The 20310-nt window shown below is 37.9% G+C and carries 20 protein-coding genes, 1 tRNA gene, 1 rRNA gene and 1 pseudogene; 18 read left to right on the top strand and 5 right to left on the bottom strand.

The window, feature by feature from the left end; all coding sequences use genetic code 11:
- Positions 1-93: 93 nt before the first annotated feature.
- The 6 genes from rrf (at position 94) to tsaD (ending at position 3212) form a co-directional block, all read left to right on the top strand.
- Positions 94-209: ribosomal RNA gene (gene rrf, locus AKG34_RS25510) — 5S ribosomal RNA — on the top strand.
- A 71-nt stretch (positions 210-280) separates the two neighbouring features.
- Positions 281-354, top strand: a tRNA-Met gene (locus tag AKG34_RS25505).
- 225 nt (positions 355-579) lie between these two features.
- Positions 580-1032: a tRNA (adenosine(37)-N6)-threonylcarbamoyltransferase complex ATPase subunit type 1 TsaE gene (gene tsaE / locus AKG34_RS25495; RefSeq protein ID WP_053348963.1), complete on the top strand. Its 453-nt coding sequence runs from the start codon at positions 580-582 to the stop codon at positions 1030-1032.
- On the top strand, positions 1032-1724 hold the full coding sequence (tsaB, locus tag AKG34_RS25490) for a tRNA (adenosine(37)-N6)-threonylcarbamoyltransferase complex dimerization subunit type 1 TsaB (protein ID WP_053348962.1): 693 nt from the start codon (positions 1032-1034) through the stop codon (positions 1722-1724). Before tsaE ends, tsaB begins: the two co-directional genes overlap by 1 nt.
- Positions 1725-1749: 25 nt before the next feature.
- Complete coding sequence (rimI, locus tag AKG34_RS25485) at positions 1750-2202, top strand: ribosomal protein S18-alanine N-acetyltransferase (RefSeq protein ID WP_053348961.1); 453 nt, start codon at positions 1750-1752, stop codon at positions 2200-2202.
- Positions 2199-3212, top strand: a complete 1014-nt coding sequence (gene tsaD / locus AKG34_RS25480) for a tRNA (adenosine(37)-N6)-threonylcarbamoyltransferase complex transferase subunit TsaD (protein ID WP_053348960.1) — start codon at positions 2199-2201, stop codon at positions 3210-3212. Before rimI ends, tsaD begins: the two co-directional genes overlap by 4 nt.
- 279 nt (positions 3213-3491) lie before the next feature.
- Here the strand turns inward: tsaD and AKG34_RS25475 are convergent, their stop codons facing one another.
- Positions 3492-5411, bottom strand: coding sequence for an ABC-F family ATP-binding cassette domain-containing protein (locus AKG34_RS25475; protein WP_053348959.1), 1920 nt, complete (start codon positions 5409-5411; stop codon positions 3492-3494).
- A 130-nt stretch (positions 5412-5541) separates the two neighbouring features.
- Between AKG34_RS25475 and moaC the strand changes: the two genes are divergently transcribed.
- Entirely contained in the window at positions 5542-6051 is a 510-nt protein-coding gene (gene moaC, locus AKG34_RS25470; protein WP_053348958.1) for a cyclic pyranopterin monophosphate synthase MoaC, read from the top strand.
- Positions 6052-6085: 34 nt separating this feature from the next.
- Positions 6086-6745 (top strand): redox-sensing transcriptional repressor Rex, encoded by a 660-nt coding sequence (locus AKG34_RS25465; protein WP_053348957.1) that lies wholly within the window; start codon positions 6086-6088, stop codon positions 6743-6745.
- A gap of 28 nt (positions 6746-6773) precedes the next feature.
- Here the strand turns inward: AKG34_RS25465 and AKG34_RS25460 are convergent, their stop codons facing one another.
- Together AKG34_RS25460 and AKG34_RS25455 are read right to left on the bottom strand one after the other, a co-directional pair.
- A complete protein-coding gene (locus AKG34_RS25460; RefSeq protein ID WP_053348956.1) occupies positions 6774-6989 on the bottom strand; it encodes a YdiK family protein in 216 nt (71 codons plus the stop codon).
- Entirely contained in the window at positions 6986-7711 is a 726-nt protein-coding gene (locus tag AKG34_RS25455) for a CPBP family intramembrane glutamic endopeptidase (protein WP_053348955.1), read from the bottom strand. The genes AKG34_RS25460 and AKG34_RS25455 overlap by 4 nt, the downstream gene beginning before the upstream one ends.
- Positions 7712-8047: 336 nt before the next feature.
- Between AKG34_RS25455 and groES the strand changes: the two genes are divergently transcribed.
- Together groES and groL are read left to right on the top strand one after the other, a co-directional pair.
- A complete protein-coding gene (gene groES / locus AKG34_RS25450; RefSeq protein ID WP_053348954.1) occupies positions 8048-8332 on the top strand; it encodes a co-chaperone GroES in 285 nt (94 codons plus the stop codon).
- 59 nt (positions 8333-8391) lie between these two features.
- On the top strand, positions 8392-10029 hold the full coding sequence (gene groL / locus AKG34_RS25445) for a chaperonin GroEL (protein ID WP_053348953.1): 1638 nt from the start codon (positions 8392-8394) through the stop codon (positions 10027-10029).
- A gap of 93 nt (positions 10030-10122) precedes the next feature.
- Here the strand turns inward: groL and AKG34_RS29145 are convergent, their stop codons facing one another.
- Both AKG34_RS29145 and AKG34_RS29140 read right to left on the bottom strand, forming a co-directional pair.
- The gene (locus AKG34_RS29145) at positions 10123-10713 is read right to left on the bottom strand and encodes a site-specific integrase (protein ID WP_236695055.1); all 591 of its coding nucleotides are present in this window, start codon (positions 10711-10713) and stop codon (positions 10123-10125) included.
- 35 nt (positions 10714-10748) lie between these two features.
- On the bottom strand, positions 10749-11102 hold the full coding sequence (locus AKG34_RS29140) for a tyrosine-type recombinase/integrase (RefSeq protein ID WP_236695053.1): 354 nt from the start codon (positions 11100-11102) through the stop codon (positions 10749-10751).
- 294 nt (positions 11103-11396) lie between these two features.
- Between AKG34_RS29140 and AKG34_RS27800 the strand changes: the two are divergent.
- The 8 genes and pseudogenes from AKG34_RS27800 to AKG34_RS25405 form a co-directional block, all read left to right on the top strand.
- A pseudogene (locus tag AKG34_RS27800) lies at positions 11397-11591 on the top strand (cystatin-like fold lipoprotein); the annotation flags it as partial.
- Between the two features lie 961 nt (positions 11592-12552).
- Positions 12553-13719, top strand: coding sequence for an ROK family transcriptional regulator (locus tag AKG34_RS25435; RefSeq protein ID WP_053348952.1), 1167 nt, complete (start codon positions 12553-12555; stop codon positions 13717-13719).
- Positions 13720-13721: 2 nt separating this feature from the next.
- Positions 13722-14714 carry an asparaginase gene (locus tag AKG34_RS25430; protein ID WP_053348951.1) on the top strand — a complete coding sequence of 331 codons (993 nt, stop codon included), beginning with the start codon at positions 13722-13724 and terminating at the stop codon, positions 14712-14714.
- Positions 14715-14887: 173 nt separating this feature from the next.
- Positions 14888-16450: a glutathione ABC transporter substrate-binding protein gene (locus AKG34_RS25425; RefSeq protein WP_053348950.1), complete on the top strand. Its 1563-nt coding sequence runs from the start codon at positions 14888-14890 to the stop codon at positions 16448-16450.
- 115 nt (positions 16451-16565) lie between these two features.
- Positions 16566-17486, top strand: coding sequence for an ABC transporter permease (locus AKG34_RS25420; RefSeq protein ID WP_053348949.1), 921 nt, complete (start codon positions 16566-16568; stop codon positions 17484-17486).
- 15 nt (positions 17487-17501) lie between these two features.
- A complete protein-coding gene (locus tag AKG34_RS25415) occupies positions 17502-18395 on the top strand; it encodes an ABC transporter permease (protein ID WP_152952417.1) in 894 nt (297 codons plus the stop codon).
- Positions 18396-18405: 10 nt separating this feature from the next.
- The gene (locus AKG34_RS25410; protein WP_053348948.1) at positions 18406-19404 is read left to right on the top strand and encodes an ABC transporter ATP-binding protein; all 999 of its coding nucleotides are present in this window, start codon (positions 18406-18408) and stop codon (positions 19402-19404) included.
- Positions 19397-20218, top strand: coding sequence for an ABC transporter ATP-binding protein (locus tag AKG34_RS25405; RefSeq protein WP_083450977.1), 822 nt, complete (start codon positions 19397-19399; stop codon positions 20216-20218). The genes AKG34_RS25410 and AKG34_RS25405 overlap by 8 nt, the downstream gene beginning before the upstream one ends.
- Positions 20219-20310: the final 92 nt, after the last annotated feature.

Raw genomic sequence — 20310 nt, 5'->3', positions numbered from 1 at the left:
CTTATTATCTAGTTTTGAAGGAATGAAAATTTCTTCTTGCATTTTATTAGGATTCATGTTATAATAATGAATGTCCTGATAAAAGGTTAAATGTTTGGTGGCGATAGCGAAGAGGTCACACCCGTTCCCATTCCGAACACGGCAGTTAAGCTCTTCAGCGCCGATGGTAGTTGGGGGTTTCCCCCTGTGAGAGTAGGACGTCGCCAAGCTATAACCTTTAATTGTATCCTTTTTTAAAAAAAGGACATACTAAATTTTATACAAGAAACATTTATACCGTCGCGGGGTGGAGCAGTCCGGTAGCTCGTCGGGCTCATAACCCGAAGGTCGCAGGTTCAAATCCTGTCCCCGCAATCATGAAAAAAACGAAACCTTGGTTTCGTTTTTTTGTTTTATCTGAATTTCGGATAATAATGTCCTTAACTTATTTGTTTCTTCTTTTGAAACAAGGTAAACTACATATAGAATGCTTTATTAGGGATATAATTATGGTCGTTAGCTTTTTTAAGTATTGTGTTTATGGTTCTCAAGATAAAACTAGAGAACATTCTCCTAATAGATGATAAAGGTGATTGATATATGCAACAATTTGAATGGATTTCTCAGAATGAGGAAGAAACAGCGCATTTTGCACAGGAATTAGCACAAAAGCTTTCAAGTGGTGATGTACTTGCTTTAGAAGGGGACTTGGGAGCAGGGAAAACGGCGTTCACAAAAGGTCTTGCTAAAGGTTTAGGTGTATCGAGAACTGTGAATAGCCCAACTTTTACGATAATAAAGGAATACGTTGGGAGATTACCCTTATACCATATGGATGTATATCGGGTAAGTGAATCAGAAGAAGATTTAGGTTTCGATGAATATTTTGATGGTGAAGGTGTGACCGTTGTGGAATGGGCTCATTTAATTAAAGACCAGCTTCCAAATGAAATCTTAACTATTTATATTTATCGTCTTAGTGATACAAGCCGCCGTCTTGTCTTAGAAGCCAAAGGCGAAAGGTATGTTACGTTATGTAAGGAGATTATTTGATGAAGGTTTTAGCTATAGATACATCGAACTTTACGTTAGGGATTGCTCTAATAAATGATACTCAAGTAATTGGCGAGTATACTACGAATTTAAAGAAAAATCATTCGGTTCGAGTGATGCCAGCAATTGAGACACTATTAAGGGATTGTGATACTAGTCCTAAGGAATTGACTAAAATTGTGGTCGCTCAAGGCCCTGGATCTTATACAGGGGTTAGGATTGGTGTGACAATTGCGAAAACATTGGCGTGGACGTTGAAAATTCCATTATCGGCTGTTTCTAGTTTAGAAGTTTTAGCTGCTAATGGACGTTATTTTAACGGGTTAGTTTCGCCCTTGTTTGATGCAAGAAGAGGCCAGATTTATACTGGATTATATGAAATAGAAAATAATGTGTTAAATACAGTCATGGAAGATTGCAATATTCTATCCTCTGAATGGGCAATTCGATTAAAGGAATTAAAGCGTCCTGTTTTATTTGTTGGTCAGGATGTAGAAATTCATCGGGAAGCGATTACGAAAGTGTTAGGGAATTTAGCAGTATTTTCTCCCGTACAGTTATTTAACTCCCGACCAAGCGAACTTGCATTTATTGGCCTAAACAAGACTGAAGTGGACATACACCAGTTTGTACCGAACTATATTCGTATGGCTGAAGCGGAAGCTAAGTGGCTCGAACAGCAGGGGAAATAAAATAATAGGAAAGCGACCGATTATTATGAGTAAAACATTGACGTTTCGAAAGATGAAAACGGAAGATATTGACCAAGTGTTAAACGTAGAAAAACAATCCTTTACTTTGCCTTGGAGCCGGGAAGCTTTTTTTAATGAATTAAATCATAATCAATATGCTGTATACATGGTTATTGAAGATGAAGGGAAAATTGCTGGTTATTGCGGCGCGTGGATTGTCATTGATGAATCGCATATTACCAATATCGCTATTTTACCTGAATATCGAGGGCAAAAGCTGGGTGAAGCTCTGCTTAGAAAGATGATTGAAATCTCAATTAGCATGGGCGTTGTAAGGATGACGCTTGAAGTTCGTGTTAGTAATGCAGTGGCCATTTCACTTTATGAAAAACTAGGTTTTCAAAAGGGTGGAATTCGTAAAAATTATTATACAGATAATCAAGAAGATGCTTATGTTATGTGGGTGAATTTTTCATGAAAAAAGATCAACTTATATTAGGAATTGAAACCAGCTGTGACGAAACTGCTGCAGCTGTCATAAAAAATGGAACAGAGATATTGAGCAATGTCGTGGCTTCACAAATAGAAAGCCATAAGCGGTTTGGTGGTGTTGTACCTGAAATAGCGTCCCGACACCATGTAGAGCAAATTACAATCGTGCTTGAAGAGGCTTTGCTTCAGGCTGGTGTGACGTACGAAGATTTGGACGCTATTGCTGTTACAGAAGGTCCTGGGCTAGTAGGGGCATTGTTAATAGGTGTTAATGCTGCTAAAGCGGTGGCATTCGCTCATGGAATCCCGCTTGTTGGAACGCACCATATCGCGGGCCATATATATGCAAATAGACTTGTTCAAGAAATTCAGTACCCAGCCCTCTCATTAGTCGTTTCAGGAGGCCATACGGAATTGGTGCTTTTAGAGGAGCCCGGTTCCTTTAAAGTAATAGGGGAGACGCGGGACGATGCAGCAGGAGAGGCATATGATAAAGTAGCTCGAACTTTAGGACTTCCTTATCCAGGCGGTCCTCATATCGATAGGCTTGCACAAGAGGGTTCACCATCTTTGAAACTGCCTCGGGCATGGCTGGATGGCAGCTATGACTTTTCTTTCAGTGGGTTGAAATCAGCTGTAATTAACTCTTTGCATAATGCAGAACAACGTGGAGAAAAAATTGATCCTAAAGATTTGGCCGCAAGTTTCCAAGCAAGCGTCATTGAGGTACTTGTAACAAAAGCTGTAAAAGCTGCTAAGGAATATGATGTGAAACAGGTGTTACTTGCAGGTGGTGTTGCCGCTAATAAAGGCCTACGGGAAGCATTAACTGAAGCCTTTATGGATTTACCAATGGATATTTCTATTCCCCCTTTATACCTTTGTACGGATAATGCAGCTATGATTGGTGCAGCTGCAAGTGTCATGTTCGAAAAAGGGAAGCGCTCTGGGTTAGATTTGAACGGAAACCCCGGATTAGATTTAGAAGTTTTCTAACGATAAAAAAGGCAGGATACCAAACTTCGGTATCCTGTCTTTTTTATCATATTTTAAAAAAATAGAATATTCTGTGGATAACGTTTTTTATTATTCAAACCCGCTGTGTATAACCAGTTGTTATGTGGATAAGTGCATAAGTTTCTGTGGATATTGTGGATAAATTGATTGAGTAGCTATTGAGTAACAACTTGTTTGTGTATAAAAATGTGGATAACTTTGAGTGGATCTTTTCAAAACATCATGTAAAGACCGAGTTAAATAACTCGGTCCGAATGTTTAATCTTCTAATTCAGCCCATTCTTCAAGATGCTGATCTAATGTTTCCTGTGCTTTATCAAGCTTCGTCTGAACTTCCATTACCTTTTCATGGTCTTGGAAGACGTTTGGGTCACAAAGGAGCACATTATACTCGCTTATTTCAGTTTCGAGTAGCTCCATGGCTGCTTCGATTTCCTCGATACGGCGTTTTCGCTGGCGTTCTGCTTTTTTTGCTTCTTTATCAATTTTGTAGTTTGTCTTTTCAACGATTAGTTCTACAGTGTTTGATTTATTTTGTTGTTCGAGTGCTTCGATTTCTGCTTGCTCTTGTTTCTTCTCTACATAGTAATCATAATCGCCGAGAAACTCTTCATTGCCGTCTTTGGATAGCTCAATGACCTTTGTTGCAATTCGATTTATAAAATAACGGTCATGTGAGACGAAAAGAATGGTTCCTGGATAATCTATCAAAGCGTTTTCAAGCACTAATTTGCTGTCGAGATCTAAATGGTTCGTTGGTTCATCAAGAATTAAAAAATTCCCTTTTTCCATCATCATTTTGGCTAAAGCAAGCCGTGCCTTTTCACCACCGCTTAGTGTCGAAACGGTTTTCAATACATCATCTCCACTAAAAAGGAAATTACCAAGTACTGTGCGGATATCTTTTTCCGGTTTAAGGGGATAATCATCCCATAGTTCATTTAGTACGCGTTTATTAGAAATCAAATTGGCCTGTTCTTGATCGTAGTAGCTGACCTCGACGTTCGTTCCAAAACGGAAATCGCCAGAAATTGCAGGCAGCTTGGATATAATCGTTTTCAATAACGTCGATTTACCAACGCCATTTGGACCGACAAGGGCAATACTTTCTCCTTTTGTCATCCGAGAGTTAATATTATTAGATACTGTTTCCCCTTCATAACCAATAGCTAAGCTTTGAAGATGAAGTACCTCGTTTCCGCTTTGCTTTTCAATTTGGAAGGAAAAATTAGCAGATTTTTCGTCACCTTGTGGCCTGTCCAATACGTCCATCTTTTCGAGCTGCTTACGCCTGCTTTGCGCTCTTTTCGTGGTCGAAGCTCTTGTGATATTACGTTGAACAAAGTCACGCAGCTTTTCGATTTCACCTTGTTGTTTTTCGAATTGCTTCATGTCCCGTTCATAATCTTCCGCTTTTCCTTCTAAATAAGAACTGTAATTACCATAGTACTTTTTCATATTATTTCTTGAAATTTCATACACCTGGTTTACCACTTTATCTAGAAAATAGCGGTCATGGGAAACAATAAGTACAGCACCTTGGTAACTTTGTAAATATTGTTCAAGCCAGGAGAGAGTTTCGATATCCAGATGGTTTGTTGGCTCATCGAGAATCAATATATCGGGCTTCTTTAAAAGCAGCTTTCCTAATGCAAGCCGTGTTTTTTGGCCTCCACTCAACGTGGAAATGAGAGTGGAATAGTCAAAGTCACCAAACTGAAGACCATGTAATACGGAACGGATATCTGCTTCATATTGATAGCCCCCCTTTTCTTTAAAGGCTACCTGTAAAGTGTCATATTCATTTAACACCTTTTGGTAAAGTATTTCGTTATCAAAAGTGTCAGGTTTGGCCATTTCGGCCTCAAGTCGGCGCAGTTCTTTCTCTTGCTCTATCAGGTCTTTGAATACAGTCAGCATCTCATTCCAAATGGAAAGTTCAGATTCTAAACCTGTATCCTGTGCCATATAGCCAATAGTGACGCCTTTGGGTTTGATGATCTCACCGCCATCATGGGAAAGTTGTCCGGCTATGATTTTTAGTAGAGTTGATTTTCCAGCGCCGTTTCGGCCAACTAGGGCAATTCGATCTTTATTTTGAACTTCGAGCTTCATATTTGATAAAATAAGTTCAGCCCCGTAATATTTGGATAGTTGATTGATTTGTAATAAAATCATAAATTTTCACCTCAATTGATTATTGTTAGTGTAACGTATTATAGTAATTATCGGCAACAGCTGAGGTTTAGGCAAAAACAAGCTGTTACATAATGTGGAATAATAGTGTATGATTTAGGAGGGGTTATTAATGGGGGACTTAACGCATTTTAATGAACAAGGCAGAGCTAAAATGGTTGATGTGAGTGCGAAGCCTGAAACCATTCGGACGGCAACAGCTCAATCGAGTATCTTATTGAACGATGAAATATATGAAAAAATTACGAACCAGAAAATGAAAAAAGGTGATGTTCTGTCAGTTGCACAGGTTGCAGGCATCATGGCAAGCAAAAATACATCCAATATAATCCCGATGTGTCACCCTATTTCTCTACAAGGGGTCAATATAGCCTTTGATTGGGTAAAAGAAGAACAAGGTTATAGGCTTAAAATAGAAACAGAAGCCAAGACAAAAGGGAGTACAGGTGTTGAAATGGAAGCGTTAACAGCTGCATCTGTGACCGCTTTAACTGTCTACGATATGTGTAAGGCTATTGATAAAGGAATGGTAATCGGGCCTACATTTTTAGTGGAGAAAACAGGTGGGGTGTCTAGTAGCGATTACAAAAGACAGTTGAATCAAACAGATAAAGAAGAATAAGTTTGAAAAGCATGTGTGAAGGCGGGGAAGAACGATGAACCATGACCCAAAGATACCGCAGGCAACGGCCAAAAGGTTGCCCTTATATTATCGATTTTTAAAGAACTTACATTCCTCAGGTAAACAAAGAGTATCCTCGGCAGAGCTTAGCGAAGCTGTAAAAGTTGATTCGGCTACAATTCGCCGTGATTTTTCCTACTTTGGCGCGCTTGGAAAAAAGGGCTACGGCTATAATGTGAATTATTTACTATCCTTCTTCAGAAAAACACTAGATCAAGATGAATTGACAAAAGTCGCTTTAATTGGAGTAGGGAATTTAGGGACCGCTTTTTTAAATTACAATTTTTTGAAAAATAATAATACAAAAATTGAAATGGCATTTGAAGTTTCTGAAGATAAGGTTGGAAAGCGAATTGCTGATGTACCAATCTATCATATGGACCAAATAGATACCCTTTTGCAGGAAAATAATATTACAGCAGCTATTTTGACAGTACCTGCCCAAGTGGCTCAAACGATAACCGATCGTTTAGTTAAAGCTGATATTAAAGGAATATTGAATTTCACTCCTGCTCGGCTGACTGTACCGCCGTCTATAAGAGTTCACCATATTGACTTGGCCGTAGAGCTTCAGTCTCTCATCTACTTTTTAAAGCATTATCCTGTGGTAGAAGAAGTTGCATTAGAGGAATAAAAAAAACGCTGCGTCTTCGCAGCGTTTTTTATTTTTTCTTCTTATTGTTTGCGGATTTAATTTTAAAGTGCAGCATGATCATACGTAACCCTGACCCAAAGTCAAGAGTTGCAATAAGTACGAGTATGTAGGCAAAGATTCCCCATCCTGATGAATTGACGGTTTGGATTGCGATAGCCGTAAAAAGGGCTCCTAAGGCTGAATAGATGATACCGATAAATAGTGGTGATTGACGACGTTTCATAATAAACCTCCGATAAAGGCCTGTGCAGTATCTAGCATTTTCTCAATATCTTCTCTATATAACACTTGAAGGATGATAACAAGGGTATTCATTGCAATATGTGCCACCATCGACACAAGGATACGACCTGTTTGCGCATAAAGAAATGCAAAGGTGAAGCCCATTGCTGTATATAAAAGAAGATGTTCGAGTTCACCATGCGCCAAGCCGAAAATAACTGAGCTGATTAAAGCTGAAATAAAGAAATTAAAGCGTTTATTAAGTGACCCGAAAATGATTTTCCGGAAAAGGATTTCTTCCAAAATAGGTCCAATTACTGAAGTCACGAAAATGACCATTGGGACTTCGTATATGAGTGAAATAAGATTCTGCGTATTTTCAGATTCAGACTTCACCCCGAACATTTGTTCAATGCTTCCAGCTAAGCTTTGAGCAATAAGAGCCAGAAATACACCTGCTATCGCCCACAATATAGACGTAGGGATTGAAGCTTGATTACGTGTGTCTATTCTTTCCCTCATATCTTTTCTCATCAAAATTAAAATCAGTGTTAGAGCTGCGAGAAAGCTGAATACAATCCAGTATGCTGCCGCTTTAACTTTGAGTTCATCAGCAGGCATTTCGCTTAAAGATCCAATCAGCATGAAAATAGGCATCCCAACAATACTGGATAACTGCATGGCTATGTAAGTGATGATGACGAACCAATATTCTTTTTTCAAAAATGAAAACTCCTTTTATTTAGTCCGCCATTTCTCTTATAACGGTCCTGACATGGGGACAATCTCTAAACGTATACTCCAAAATGGTATCAAATAATGAGACAGAACTCCACTTAAACGTACGCATAAGAGAACATTTCATCTCCTTTGTTAAAAGAAACATTATCTTAAAGTAGTATACCCGGAATTTATCAGAAATTAATAAAAAATTTTCGATAAGATACTTGCAAAAAAGGCTCGGTTTATTTAATATTATAAATGTGTTAGCACTCGATGATGAAGAGTGCTAATAATCATAAAGCAAATTATCAAGAGAATATGAGGAGGTTGTTTCACTTGTTAAAACCATTAGGTGATCGCGTTATTATTGAACTAGTTCAATCTGAAGAAAAAACGGCAAGCGGTATTGTTCTTCCTGATACTGCAAAAGAAAAGCCACAAGAAGGTAAGGTCGTAGCAGTTGGTACAGGCCGTGTTCTTGAAAATGGCGAACGTGTTGCTTTAGAGGTTGCCCAAGGCGATCTAATTATCTTCTCAAAATATGCTGGTACTGAAGTGAAATACGAAGATACTGAATACTTAATTTTACGTGAAAGCGACATTTTAGCTGTTATTGGCTAATTATACATCATACTTAACTGAACGAAAATTTTCTTAAAATTTTAGGGAGGTACTTATAAATGGCTAAAGAAATTAAATTTAGTGAAGAAGCACGCCGCTCAATGCTTCGTGGTGTGGACGCACTTGCAGATGCAGTTAAAGTAACGCTTGGACCAAAAGGTCGTAACGTGGTTCTTGAGAAAAAATTCGGTTCACCGCTTATCACAAATGACGGTGTAACAATCGCTAAAGAAATCGAATTAGAAGATGCATTCGAAAACATGGGTGCGAAATTGGTTGCTGAAGTAGCAAGCAAAACAAACGACGTAGCTGGTGACGGTACAACTACTGCAACGGTTCTAGCGCAAGCAATGATCCGTGAAGGTCTTAAAAACGTAACAGCTGGTGCTAACCCAATGGGTATCCGTAAAGGAATTGAAAAAGCGGTTAATACTGCAATTGCAGAATTAAAAGCCATTTCTCAACCTGTTGAAAACAAAGAATCGATTGCACAAGTTGCTGCTATCTCTTCAGCTGATGAAGAAGTAGGACAACTGATTGCTGAAGCTATGGAACGTGTTGGTAACGACGGCGTCATTACAATCGAAGAGTCTAAAGGTTTCACAACTGAATTGGACGTTGTAGAAGGTATGCAGTTCGACCGTGGATATGCTTCCCCTTACATGGTTACAGATTCAGATAAAATGGAAGCTGTTTTAGACAATCCATATATCTTAATCACGGATAAAAAAGTAACGAATATCCAAGAAATCCTTCCTGTACTTGAGCAAGTTGTTCAACAAGGAAAACCACTATTATTGATTGCTGAAGATGTAGAAGGCGAAGCGCTTGCAACTCTTGTTGTGAACAAACTTCGTGGAACATTCAATGCAGTTGCGGTTAAAGCTCCTGGATTCGGTGATCGTCGTAAAGCAATGCTTGAAGACATCGCAGCTCTTACAGGCGGCGAAGTAATCACTGAAGAAATCGGACTTGACCTTAAATCTGCAACAATCGAATCTTTAGGACGTGCGTCTAAAGTGGTTGTTACAAAAGAAAACACAACTATCGTTGAAGGATCTGGAGATACAGCTCAAATTCAAGCTCGTGTAAACCAAATCCGTGTTCAATTAGAAGAAACAACTTCTGAATTCGACCGTGAAAAATTACAAGAACGCCTTGCTAAATTAGCTGGTGGTGTAGCAGTAATCAAAGTCGGTGCAGCTACTGAAACAGAATTAAAAGAACGTAAACTTCGTATTGAAGATGCATTGAACTCTACTCGTGCTGCTGTTGAAGAAGGTATCGTAGCCGGTGGTGGTACAGCTCTTCTAAACGTATACAATAAAGTGGCAGAAATTCAAGCGGAAGGCGACGTAGCAACAGGCGTGAAAATCGTTCTTCGTGCTATCGAAGAGCCTGTACGCCAAATCGCTCACAATGCTGGACTTGAAGGCTCTGTAATCGTAGAACGCCTTAAAGGTGAAGCAGTTGGAACTGGCTTCAATGCAGCTACTGGCGAATGGGTTAACATGATCGCATCTGGTATCGTGGATCCTACTAAAGTAACTCGTTCAGCTCTACAAAACGCTGGTTCTGTTGCTGCAATGTTCTTAACAACAGAAGCTGTTGTTGCTGACAAACCAGAACCTGCTGGCGCTGGTGGCATGGGCATGCCTGATATGGGTGGCATGGGCGGAATGGGCGGCATGATGTAATTTGATCTATAAAACCCTTATATATTAAGGGTTTGTAGGTAGAAACATCATTTTAGGTGCCGAAAAAGTGCCCGAACCAATCCGAAATTAAAATTAGAGGCTTCTCATTAGTTGAGCAAACTTTTGAGAAGCTTCTTTTTTTCGGTCTTTTGTAATGTGTAAATAAACTTGTGTAGTTGTTTCATCTTCTGTGTGACCAAGTCGATCCATAATTTGAAGTAATTCAACACCAGCTTCTGCTAACAAAGATGTATGGGTGTGTCTTAAGGAGTGAGGTGTTAATCGTTTGTTAATAGCTCGCGTTTTTGTTAACAAGCTTTCCATTCGATTTTCTATAGTCTTAATAAAATGTGGATAACCGAAATAAGGAGCATTTAATCTTCCAAAAACAAAATCTTTATCATAATACTCTTTGCCAACTTGTAGTTTGATTTCTTTTTGCTTCAATCTATGTTTATGGAGGGGATTAATAACTTCATCTTCCACATCAATCTTACGTATTGAACCGTTAGTCTTGGGAGGAAGCAATTTATAATCTTTGGTATTATTTCTTGGATTATAGTAGGTCTTTGTAATATTGATCGCATTTTCTTCAAAATCAATGTCTTTCCACTTAAGTGCTACTAATTCACTAGCTCTATGGCCTGTCCAGGATAACGTTAAAAAAATTACATAGTCATCAATTTCACCCTGTGTTTTGGCTGTATCTAAGAATGTCTTTAACTCATATTTTTTAAAAATTCATCTTCGACTTTCTTATTTTCAATATCCTCAACTGTCTTTTTATCTTTCGGAACGAAAGCATACTCTGTTGGATCAGCTAATAATAGGTCTTGTTCCATTGCTCTTTTATATATCATCCTTGCTGTTCCGTGTATACCAGAAATGGTATTATGAGCAAGCTGTTCTTTCTTCTTCAAATCATTTAATGCATTTTGATACATTCTTTTAGTAATATCTTTGATCTTATATTTAGCAAAATTGCGATTTAAATGCTCAATTTCATGGTTTCTAACACGGATAGTAATCTTTACATCTGTTTCACTATAGACATCAAGCCAGTCTTCTGTCACTTCTTCAAAAGTTAAATTTGTATCTTCAAATTTTTTACCACTTGTTTTACGCTCGAATTCTTTAAGAGCATCTTTCTGTTTAATAAATCCTTTTTTAACAATTCACCGGCGGTTTCCTATTTGAGGATCTATTCCATTCTCCACTACGCACATCCATCTTTCGCCTTTTTTGGTTTGATATTTCCTTACATAAGCCATCTATACCATCTCCTTATAGTTATACAAGAATAAAAGGTTCTTTTCTTTCGTTAGGTAATAGTTGCAATACTTCCTCGATGTCAGGAAGCTGGATAGTATATTCAATTTGCTTTTTATATGGATGATCCAGATCGTGAACTTACTCCATATTATTATTATGAAAAGCTTGGAAATTCGTATGAAGAAATGAGTGAGATGCCGGGAAGTGGAGAAGGTGACCGATTAGGATTGGATATGAAAAAGCCAGATTATGAAGAAGTTAAGGGGAAAGAAACAAAGCTAGAAGAGTAGACACAATGTTGTCTACTCTTTTTTTTGTGTTTAGGCTGTTAGATAATAAAGCATTTAATTTAAAATCATAACACGTTTAAATATATAAAAATAAAGCATTGTTTAAATCTATGTGTTTATTTAACAATCGTTAGCAATAGGTAAGCGTTTGAAGTTATCTCCGGCTTTTCTCCTACTCCGCATGGAATATGGTAGTTTCCCATCGTTCCGTACTCCATCTAGTGATATGTACTAGTTTATAAGTTCCATGTTACTCATGGTATAAGATTGATTCCATTCCGCATTTTTCGCTGTACTTGTTAATCTTTTGAACCATTGTTGGAGTAATACCAAGCTACACCATATTGATGAGCTTAATCAATCAACGCAAAAAGCAAATGCCCACTTTTCAAAAAATTGAGTACATTCCGACCCAGGTGTTAACAATGAGAATTAGAAACATTATGAAAGCGAAAGAGATTCTTCTTCAAGGAGACTGAAAAAGGGAAACTTAAAAAAAGATATCCATGTTGAAGTTACTAAAAACGTTCCTGCGTCGATTTTGCTACGCCATGATACTAATAACTGGTATTGATATTTTTTTTTAATAATCTCTTATGTATACCCCTTTAGTAGCCAAACAAGTTTCTGTTAAAGGGGTATTTTATTCATTTTTAGACAATCAGTTATGCGAAAAATACTAAAAAGTTATCCGCTACAAAGTTTTTTTCCAGAACCTGAAAACCTGAATAAAGCAGTATATTAACTAAAACGCATTGCATTAAATAAAGTTACTGAATGTTTTGAATGACAGAATATTCTTGACGGTAATAAAAGTATAAATTATAATTTATTTACATCATGGAAGAAACTAAATTGATTTTAATCTATTATCAAGGATAATTAGCATTAATAGTGGTTTATTCCGTCGGAAAACAATAAAATTCTCATTTATTAATTACATGATGTTAGGAAGGTGAATATGAGAGTCAAAGATCAGCATTTTTTAAAAAAGCAGAATCAGAGTTTGGTTCTGGAATACATAATCCAAAATGGACCAATCTCCAGAGCCGAGATTGCCAAACATATGGCCATGAGTCCAACGTCAGCTTCCCGAATTGTTGCCTCATTACAAGGCGAGCAGCTCATTAAAGAGGTGTATTTGCATACAGACGAAGTAGGACGAAAAGCTACTTATTTTATGGCTAATGAGCATTCAGTTATATTTGTTGGGATTGAAATTGATGTAGGGGTTGTTCGGGTTGGCTTGATGAATCTGATAGGTGAGTTAATCATCGTACGTTCGTTCCAAACTGAAACAGATCATTATGATCATGTGGTTGAGTTTATCGGGCAGATGGTAAATGATTTGATTATTGAACAAAACATTGGTAAAGATCGTATTGCTGGTGTTTGTGTAGGACTGCCGGGACTAATAGACAATGAAAAAGGTACCGTGGGGTTCTCGGCCCAGTTTAACTGGAAGAATGTTCCTCTTAAACAAATACTGGAACAAAAATTAGACTGCGAGGTTTTTATTGATAACGAGTTAAAGTTAAAAGCTTTGGCCGAGTATGTGAGTGCGTCCCTTCCTTACAAGAACGTCGTGATGCTTGGATTTGGTAAAGGAGTTGGCTCGGCTCTTATCACAGATGGCGAGATATATCGCGGTACAAATAATATGTCGGGTGAGATCGGCCATATGACCCTAGATCCTTACGGTGCATATTGTCCATGCGGTAATTTTGGTTGTTTGCAAACATACATAGCCATCGACTTTTTACTTGATGAAGCATCAAAATCACGACCAATGGATAGTATAGACGAGTTGGTAGCGGCGTACAAGAAAAAAGAGAAGTGGGCCGTCAATATCCTGGAAAAGGCATCTACCTATGCGGGATTAGCGATCAAAAATGTTGTCTGTGCGTATAATCCGGATGCGGTTTTTTTGTCAGGCAGTTTAATAGAAGAATACCCGGAAATAGCAGAATTGGTAATAGAGAAACATTCAAACAGCACTTTGTTCCCAGAATCATATTCATATGAATTACATGTTACTCAAATGAAAGGGATTGGTGTTGTGAAAGGTGCAGCACTTAGTGTGCAACGGAAATTAATTAAAAATTTTAATTTTAAGGGTGGTTCTTAAATATGGAATATCCTGTCATTGCGGAGGAATTCAGAAATCATCAATTGGAAAATGTACATCAAGGTGTCATATGTATTGTCAATGAAAACAAAGAGGTAATTTATCAGAAAGGAGATAGTAACCAACCGATATTTTATAGATCTGCAATGAAACCAATTCAGGCAATCCCAGTTTTCACAACAGATATTATTAATAAATACAATCTCACCGATGAGGAAGCAGCATTATTCATGGCTTCTCAAAGAGGGGAGAAATACCATCAGGAAGCACTTATTCGTGTGAAAGAAAAACTGGATATTGTGGAAGATCATTTAGTTTGTGCAAGCAGTTATCCTTTAAATGAAGCACCAAAAATGGAATACATATTAGCAAAAAAACCAAAACGAAGATTGCTGCATAATTGTGCTGGAAAACATTTGGGATTCATGGGGTATACAAAGGTGAAAGGTCTGAGTCAAGAAGGATATGAGCGACCGGACAATCCTTTACAAAAAAAGGTATTGCATTATTTGTCAGAATTATCGGAAGTCCCAATTAACGAAATCAAACTGGGAACAGATGGTTGCGGAGTACCTGTTCATGCCGTTCCACTTAAGAATATGGCAATCTCTTATTTGAAATTTGTCAGACCTGAATTGATAGAGGATCAAGTAGCAAGAGATGCTGTTATTAATATCGGTGAGATCATGAATGCTCACCCCAACATTATTGCTTCACATGATTTTATATGCAGTGTTTTATTAAAAGATAGAAATATTATTGCAAAAGGGGGCGCTCAAGGGGTTTATTGTCTTGCATTAAGAGAGGAAAAGATAAGTATTGCATTGAAGGTCCTAAGCGGGACTGAATTGATTTGGCCATTATTAGTTGCAGAAATTCTTAAAAAGCTGAATTACCAAAATGAAGAAACGATTCATGCTTTGTTGCAATTAAAACCAGATACTATTTTGAATGATGATGGGGTCGTTGTCGGAAAAACAAAAATATACTTATAAAATGCATGAGTGCACCGTGTAGTTGCTGCGGAAATTGACAAAAACACTGCATAATATTTCAAAGTGCAGCATAAAGCGGTGTCAAAGATTGCGTGGGAGTATAGTGAATCTTTAAATTCGCAAGTCTTAAGCAAAACAAAACAAATAAAAATTCAAGTTATAAAGGAGAAAATATGAGAAAATTTTCCGTTTTAGTACTTATACTGACTCTTGCACTATTTAGTGCAGCGTGTAGCAGTAACAATGCAAGTTCAACTGATAAATCAGGAAAAACAAAGAGTGACAAGGAAATTACCATTGTGATCGACCAAAACTTTATAACGCTTGATCCGCACAATGCAGGGGATACGGTATCGATCTATGGAATCCGTTCCATGTACGAAGGTTTGGTTGGTTTTGATAAGGACATGAGTATTGTTCCTGCCTTGGCCGAGTCATACGAAATTAGTAAAGATGGATTAACATATACGTTTAAATTGCGTGAAGGTGTGACATTCCATGATGGAGAACCATTCAATGCTGATGCAGTAAAGGCCAACTACGATCGTATTATGGATGATGCAAATAATTTAAGTGCAAAACGCAGTTTGAAATTTGTTGATTCGATGGACATTATTGGTGATTATGAGGTTGCCTTTAAACTGAAAGAACCTTTTAGTGCCATGATTAATAAGTTCGGGATGGTACCGATGATTAGCCCGAAAGCCATCGAAGAAGGAACAAAATATATTGAAGCAAATCCTGTTGGAACAGGAACATTCAAATTTGTTGAATGGAAACAAGGTAAAACTCTTGAAGTTGAAAAATATGCAGATTACTGGGGCGGGGATCAAACAAATGTAGAAAAAGTGAAATTCAGTCCAGTTCCAGAAAATGGTTCACGTGTAGCGATGTTAAAAACAGGTGAAGCTGATTTTGTATACCCAATGCCACAGCAAAATGTAAAAGAATTTAAAAATAGTAAGGATGCAACGATTGAAGAAACACCATCCACAATTGTAAGATATGTATCCATAAACACATTTAAGGATCCATACAAGGATTTAAAGGTTCGTCAAGCAATGAACTTAGCTGTTGACAAAAAAGCCTATATTCAAGTTGTAAAAAATGGTTTTGGACATGTTCTTGATTCGACAATGGCTCCAGAAACACAATATTATGCAAAACAGAAATCATATGAATTTAACGTTAAAAAGGCAAAAGAACTGTTAAAAGAAGCTGGTTTTGAAAATGGATTTGAATCAGAGATTTGGGGTAATACAAGTTCCGAATCTGTTAAAGGTATGGAATTCATTAAGCAGCAATTAGCACAAATAGGCATTGACGTTACGATTAAGTCGATGGAGGAAGGAACTTTGTCAGACGAAATTTACACACCGGAAAAACCTGAGGATGCGAAGGTACAAATGTGGTATGTTAGCTGGTCACCTTCATCAGGTGATGCTGACGGTGCAACCCGTGGTCTATTCAGCAGTGAGTACTTCCCGCCAAATGGTGCAAACACTGCTTACTATGATAATGACAAAGTATCAAACTGGATTAAAGAAGCAAATGCTTCAGCAGATCCGAAAGAGCAAGAAAAAATCTATAATGATATTCAACGTACTGTTTATCAAGATGCACCTTGGATTTTCCTTGCTTCAGATGTTAACTTGGCAGGACACAGTAATAACCTAGAAGGTGTATATGTTGCACCGGATGGAGTTATCAATATTTCAAAAGCACAAATGAAATAGGAAATTTTTTAGGAATATACTGTCATTCAGTAATGATCAGATTCTCAATAACAACAACCAAAAAAAGGGCTTATGAAAGTAAGCCCTTTCTTCACTCATTGGAGGTGTGTTTCTATTGTGGCAATATATAGTAAAGCGTCTGGTTAGTCTTATCCCATTACTCCTTGTTGTTTCATTTATTGTCTTCATGTTTATTCACATTATACCTGGTGACCCGGCACGACTTTTAGCTGGGAAAGATGCAACTGCGGAAGAAGTGGAAATGGCAAGAGCAAGCTTGGGGTTGGATAAGCCGTTATATGAACAGTATTTTGTATATTTAAAAGACACGCTTACTGGTGATATGGGTTATTCGGTAAAATCAGGTGCGGCGGTTAGTGAATTGATTGGTGATCGGATTTTACCAACCTTGGGTCTAACCTTTTTAAGTATTATATGGGCACTTGTCGTTGGAATCTTAATTGGAGTCATTTCTGCTGTATTTCGAAATAAATGGCTGGATCACCTCGGAATGTTTATAGCTGTATCTGGTATTTCACTTCCAAACTTTTGGGTTGGCCTTGTTCTTATTCAATTATTTTCTGTACAACTCGGTATTTTTCCAACAGGAGGAGCAGAAGGCTGGAAAAGCTACATTATGCCTTCTTTCGCTTTAGGAGCGGGTATTATGGCAATGATTGCCAGGTTTACACGATCATCCCTTGTTGAGAGTATGAAACAGGATTATATCCGCATGGGGCGTGCAAAAGGATTGGGCAGCCGCCAGATTATTTTTGGACATGGCTTAAAGAACTCATTAATTCCGGTTGTAACAGTTGCCGGACTGCAGTTTGGCTTTTTACTCGGTGGTTCCGTTGTGGTTGAGACTGTATTCAGTTTTCCGGGACTTGGAACTTTATTGATTGACTCGATTCAATTTCGTGACTATCCGGTAGTTCAAGCTGAAATATTATTGTTCGCATTTCAGTTTATTGTAGTTAATATGATCATCGACATTGCGTACAGTTATTTGAATCCAAAAATTCGGTATGAGTAAGGAGGGAAAATGATGATGAGCAATCTTCAAACAGAAACAATTACAATGGAACAAATGAAAACTAATAAGGATAATCGCTTCCTTCAATTTTGGCGATTATTTCGTCGGAAAAAGCCTGCGGCCATATCTTTCTATTTTATTTTGTTCTTGTTTATTATGATGATCATCGGTCCATTTGTTACACCCTATGATGCGGCAGAACCTAATTATACAAGTGTTCTGGAGACACCTTCTGCAAGCCATTTGTTTGGAACGGATGAATATGGACGTGATATTTTAAGCAGAATCATCGCGGGAGCAAGAATCTCGCTTTCGGTCAGTTTTTGCGCAGTTACACTCGGTGCGATTGTTGGAAGTATTTTAGGATTGATCAGTGGATTTATTGGTAAAAGGGTAGATAAATTGATTATGCGTACTTGTGACGTACTTTTTGCTTTTCCTGAATTGATTTTGGCAATTGGGATCGTTGCTATTTTAGGACCTGGTTTAAAAAATGTTATTATTGCGGTTGCATTTTTCAGTGTTCCTTCTTTTGCAAGGATTGTTCGTGGGGCAACGTTGGAAGTGAAGGAAATGCTTTTCGTTGAAGCAGAAGAATCACTTGGTGCAAGCCGGTTGCGGATCATGTTAAAACATGTATTCCCGGAGACATTACCGACCATTATTGTTTATTATACGATGAATGTTGGGACAGCCATCTTGGCAGCAGCAAGTTTGAGCTTTTTAGGTTTGGGTGCGGAGCCTTCTTCACCTGACTGGGGGGCAATGTTAAGTGTTTCAAGAGATTATATTGGTACCGCCTTCCATATAGTATTTTTCCCTGGTTTAATTATTTTCTTAACCGTTTTGGCTTTTAATCTATTAGGTGATGGATTAAGAGAAATGCTCGATCCGAAAATGAAAGACTAGGAGGGTTTATATGCCGGATTTACTTGAAGTAAAAAATCTTAAAACAGGTTTTCATACTGAAAATGGATTCTTGCCAGTCGTACATGGTATCAGCTTTCATGTCAATCAAGGTGAAATTGTCGGATTAGTTGGTGAATCAGGCAGTGGAAAAAGTGTAACATCTTTATCGATCTTGCGTCTGTTCCATGATACACACGGCGAAATTGTTGATGGCGGAATTTTATATAAAGGGGAAAATATATTAACGTTTTCTGAGAAGAAAATGACGAAATACCGCGGAAAAGAATTGTCAATGATTTTCCAGGAGCCAATGACAGCACTTAATCCTGTATTGAAAATCGGCAAGCAAATGAGGGAAACCATTATTCTTCATTTGGGGATGTCAAAAAAAGAGGCACATCAGTATGCGATTGAAAAACTAAAATCAGTTGGGATCCCACGGGCGGAGCAAGTCATGGAAGACTATCCACATCAACTTTCTGGTGGAATGAGGCAAAGAGTTATTATTGCCATGCAAATCTCATGTAACCCTTCTTTACTTATTGCTGATGAGCCGACCACTGCGTTGGATGTAACGATTCAGGCGCAAATTTTGAAATTGATGGAAGAAATTCAAGAAAAAACGAATATGGGCATTTTACTTATTACACATGATCTCGGTGTTGTAGCCGAAATCTGTGATCGAGTCATTGTCATGTATGCCGGGAGAATAGTCGAGGAAGCAACTGCTGTTGAATTGTTTGAAAATCCGAAACATCCATATACAAAAGGGTTGATTGAATCGGCACCGAAAATTGGTTCTAAAAAAGATCGGCTGAATTCCATTACAGGAACAGTTCCAAACCCAAACAATATGCCGAAAGGGTGCAAGTTTGCTCCAAGATGTCCATCAGCCATGCCGATTTGTCATGAAAAAGAACCGGAGTTAATGGCAGATGGTGATCATACAATGAGATGCTGGTTATTTGATGAAGAGGTTGAAAAAAAGGGGGAAATGCAGTATGGGTGATGATATTTTAATAGAAGCAAAAAATATAAAGAAGTATTTCCCGATAAAGACAGGCTGGTTTGAAGAGAAAAAGTACGTTAAAGCGGTAAATGGAATCTCCTTCCATATTAAAAAAGGTGAAACATTGGGACTTGTTGGTGAATCGGGTTGTGGGAAATCAACGACTGGCCGATTGCTCAACGGGCTCATTCCAGTTGATTCTGGATCGATTATATTTAATGGAAAAGACTTGGCAAACGCAAGTAAGAATGAGTGGAAAAAATATCGGCAAAAAATGCAAATGGTTTTCCAGGATCCTTATGCTTCATTAAGTCCGCGGATGAAAATAAAGGATATTTTAAGAGAACCTTTGGATATCCATTTTAAGCACATGTCTTCAATGGAAAAAGATAAAAGGGTAGAAGATCTTCTGGATAAATGCGGTATCAGCAAATTCCATTTGAATAAATATCCGTATGAATTTAGTGGCGGGCAGCGTCAACGGATTGGAATTGCGCGTGCTTTGATTTTACAGCCAGATTTAATCATTGCCGACGAGCCTGTTTCAGCGCTCGATGTCTCAATCCAGTCGCAAGTATTAAATTTAATGAAAGATTTACAGGATGAATATAATTTGACCTATTTATTTATTTCCCATGATTTAAGTGTTGTGGAACATATTAGTGACCGGGTCGGTGTAATGTATTTTGGAAATTTGGTAGAAATAGCAACAAAAGAGGAAATATTCAACAACCCAAAACATGATTACACAAAAACACTATTGTCTTCCATCCCGCAAATGATTCCAAAAGCAAGACGAAAACAAATGAATTAGTATTGTGATTAACCGATAGATTTATAAGTTACCATGCAAGTAGAATCAGTTGGACACGATTTGGATCGGCTGGTTGCTTGTCATATATGATG

It is taken from the genome of Peribacillus butanolivorans, from assembly GCF_001273755.1.
GTDB classification, from domain to species: Bacteria; Bacillota; Bacilli; order Bacillales; family DSM-1321; genus Peribacillus; species Peribacillus butanolivorans.
The sequence above is the reverse complement of the archived record's forward strand: the minus strand, read 5'-3'. Positions and strand labels throughout refer to the sequence as shown.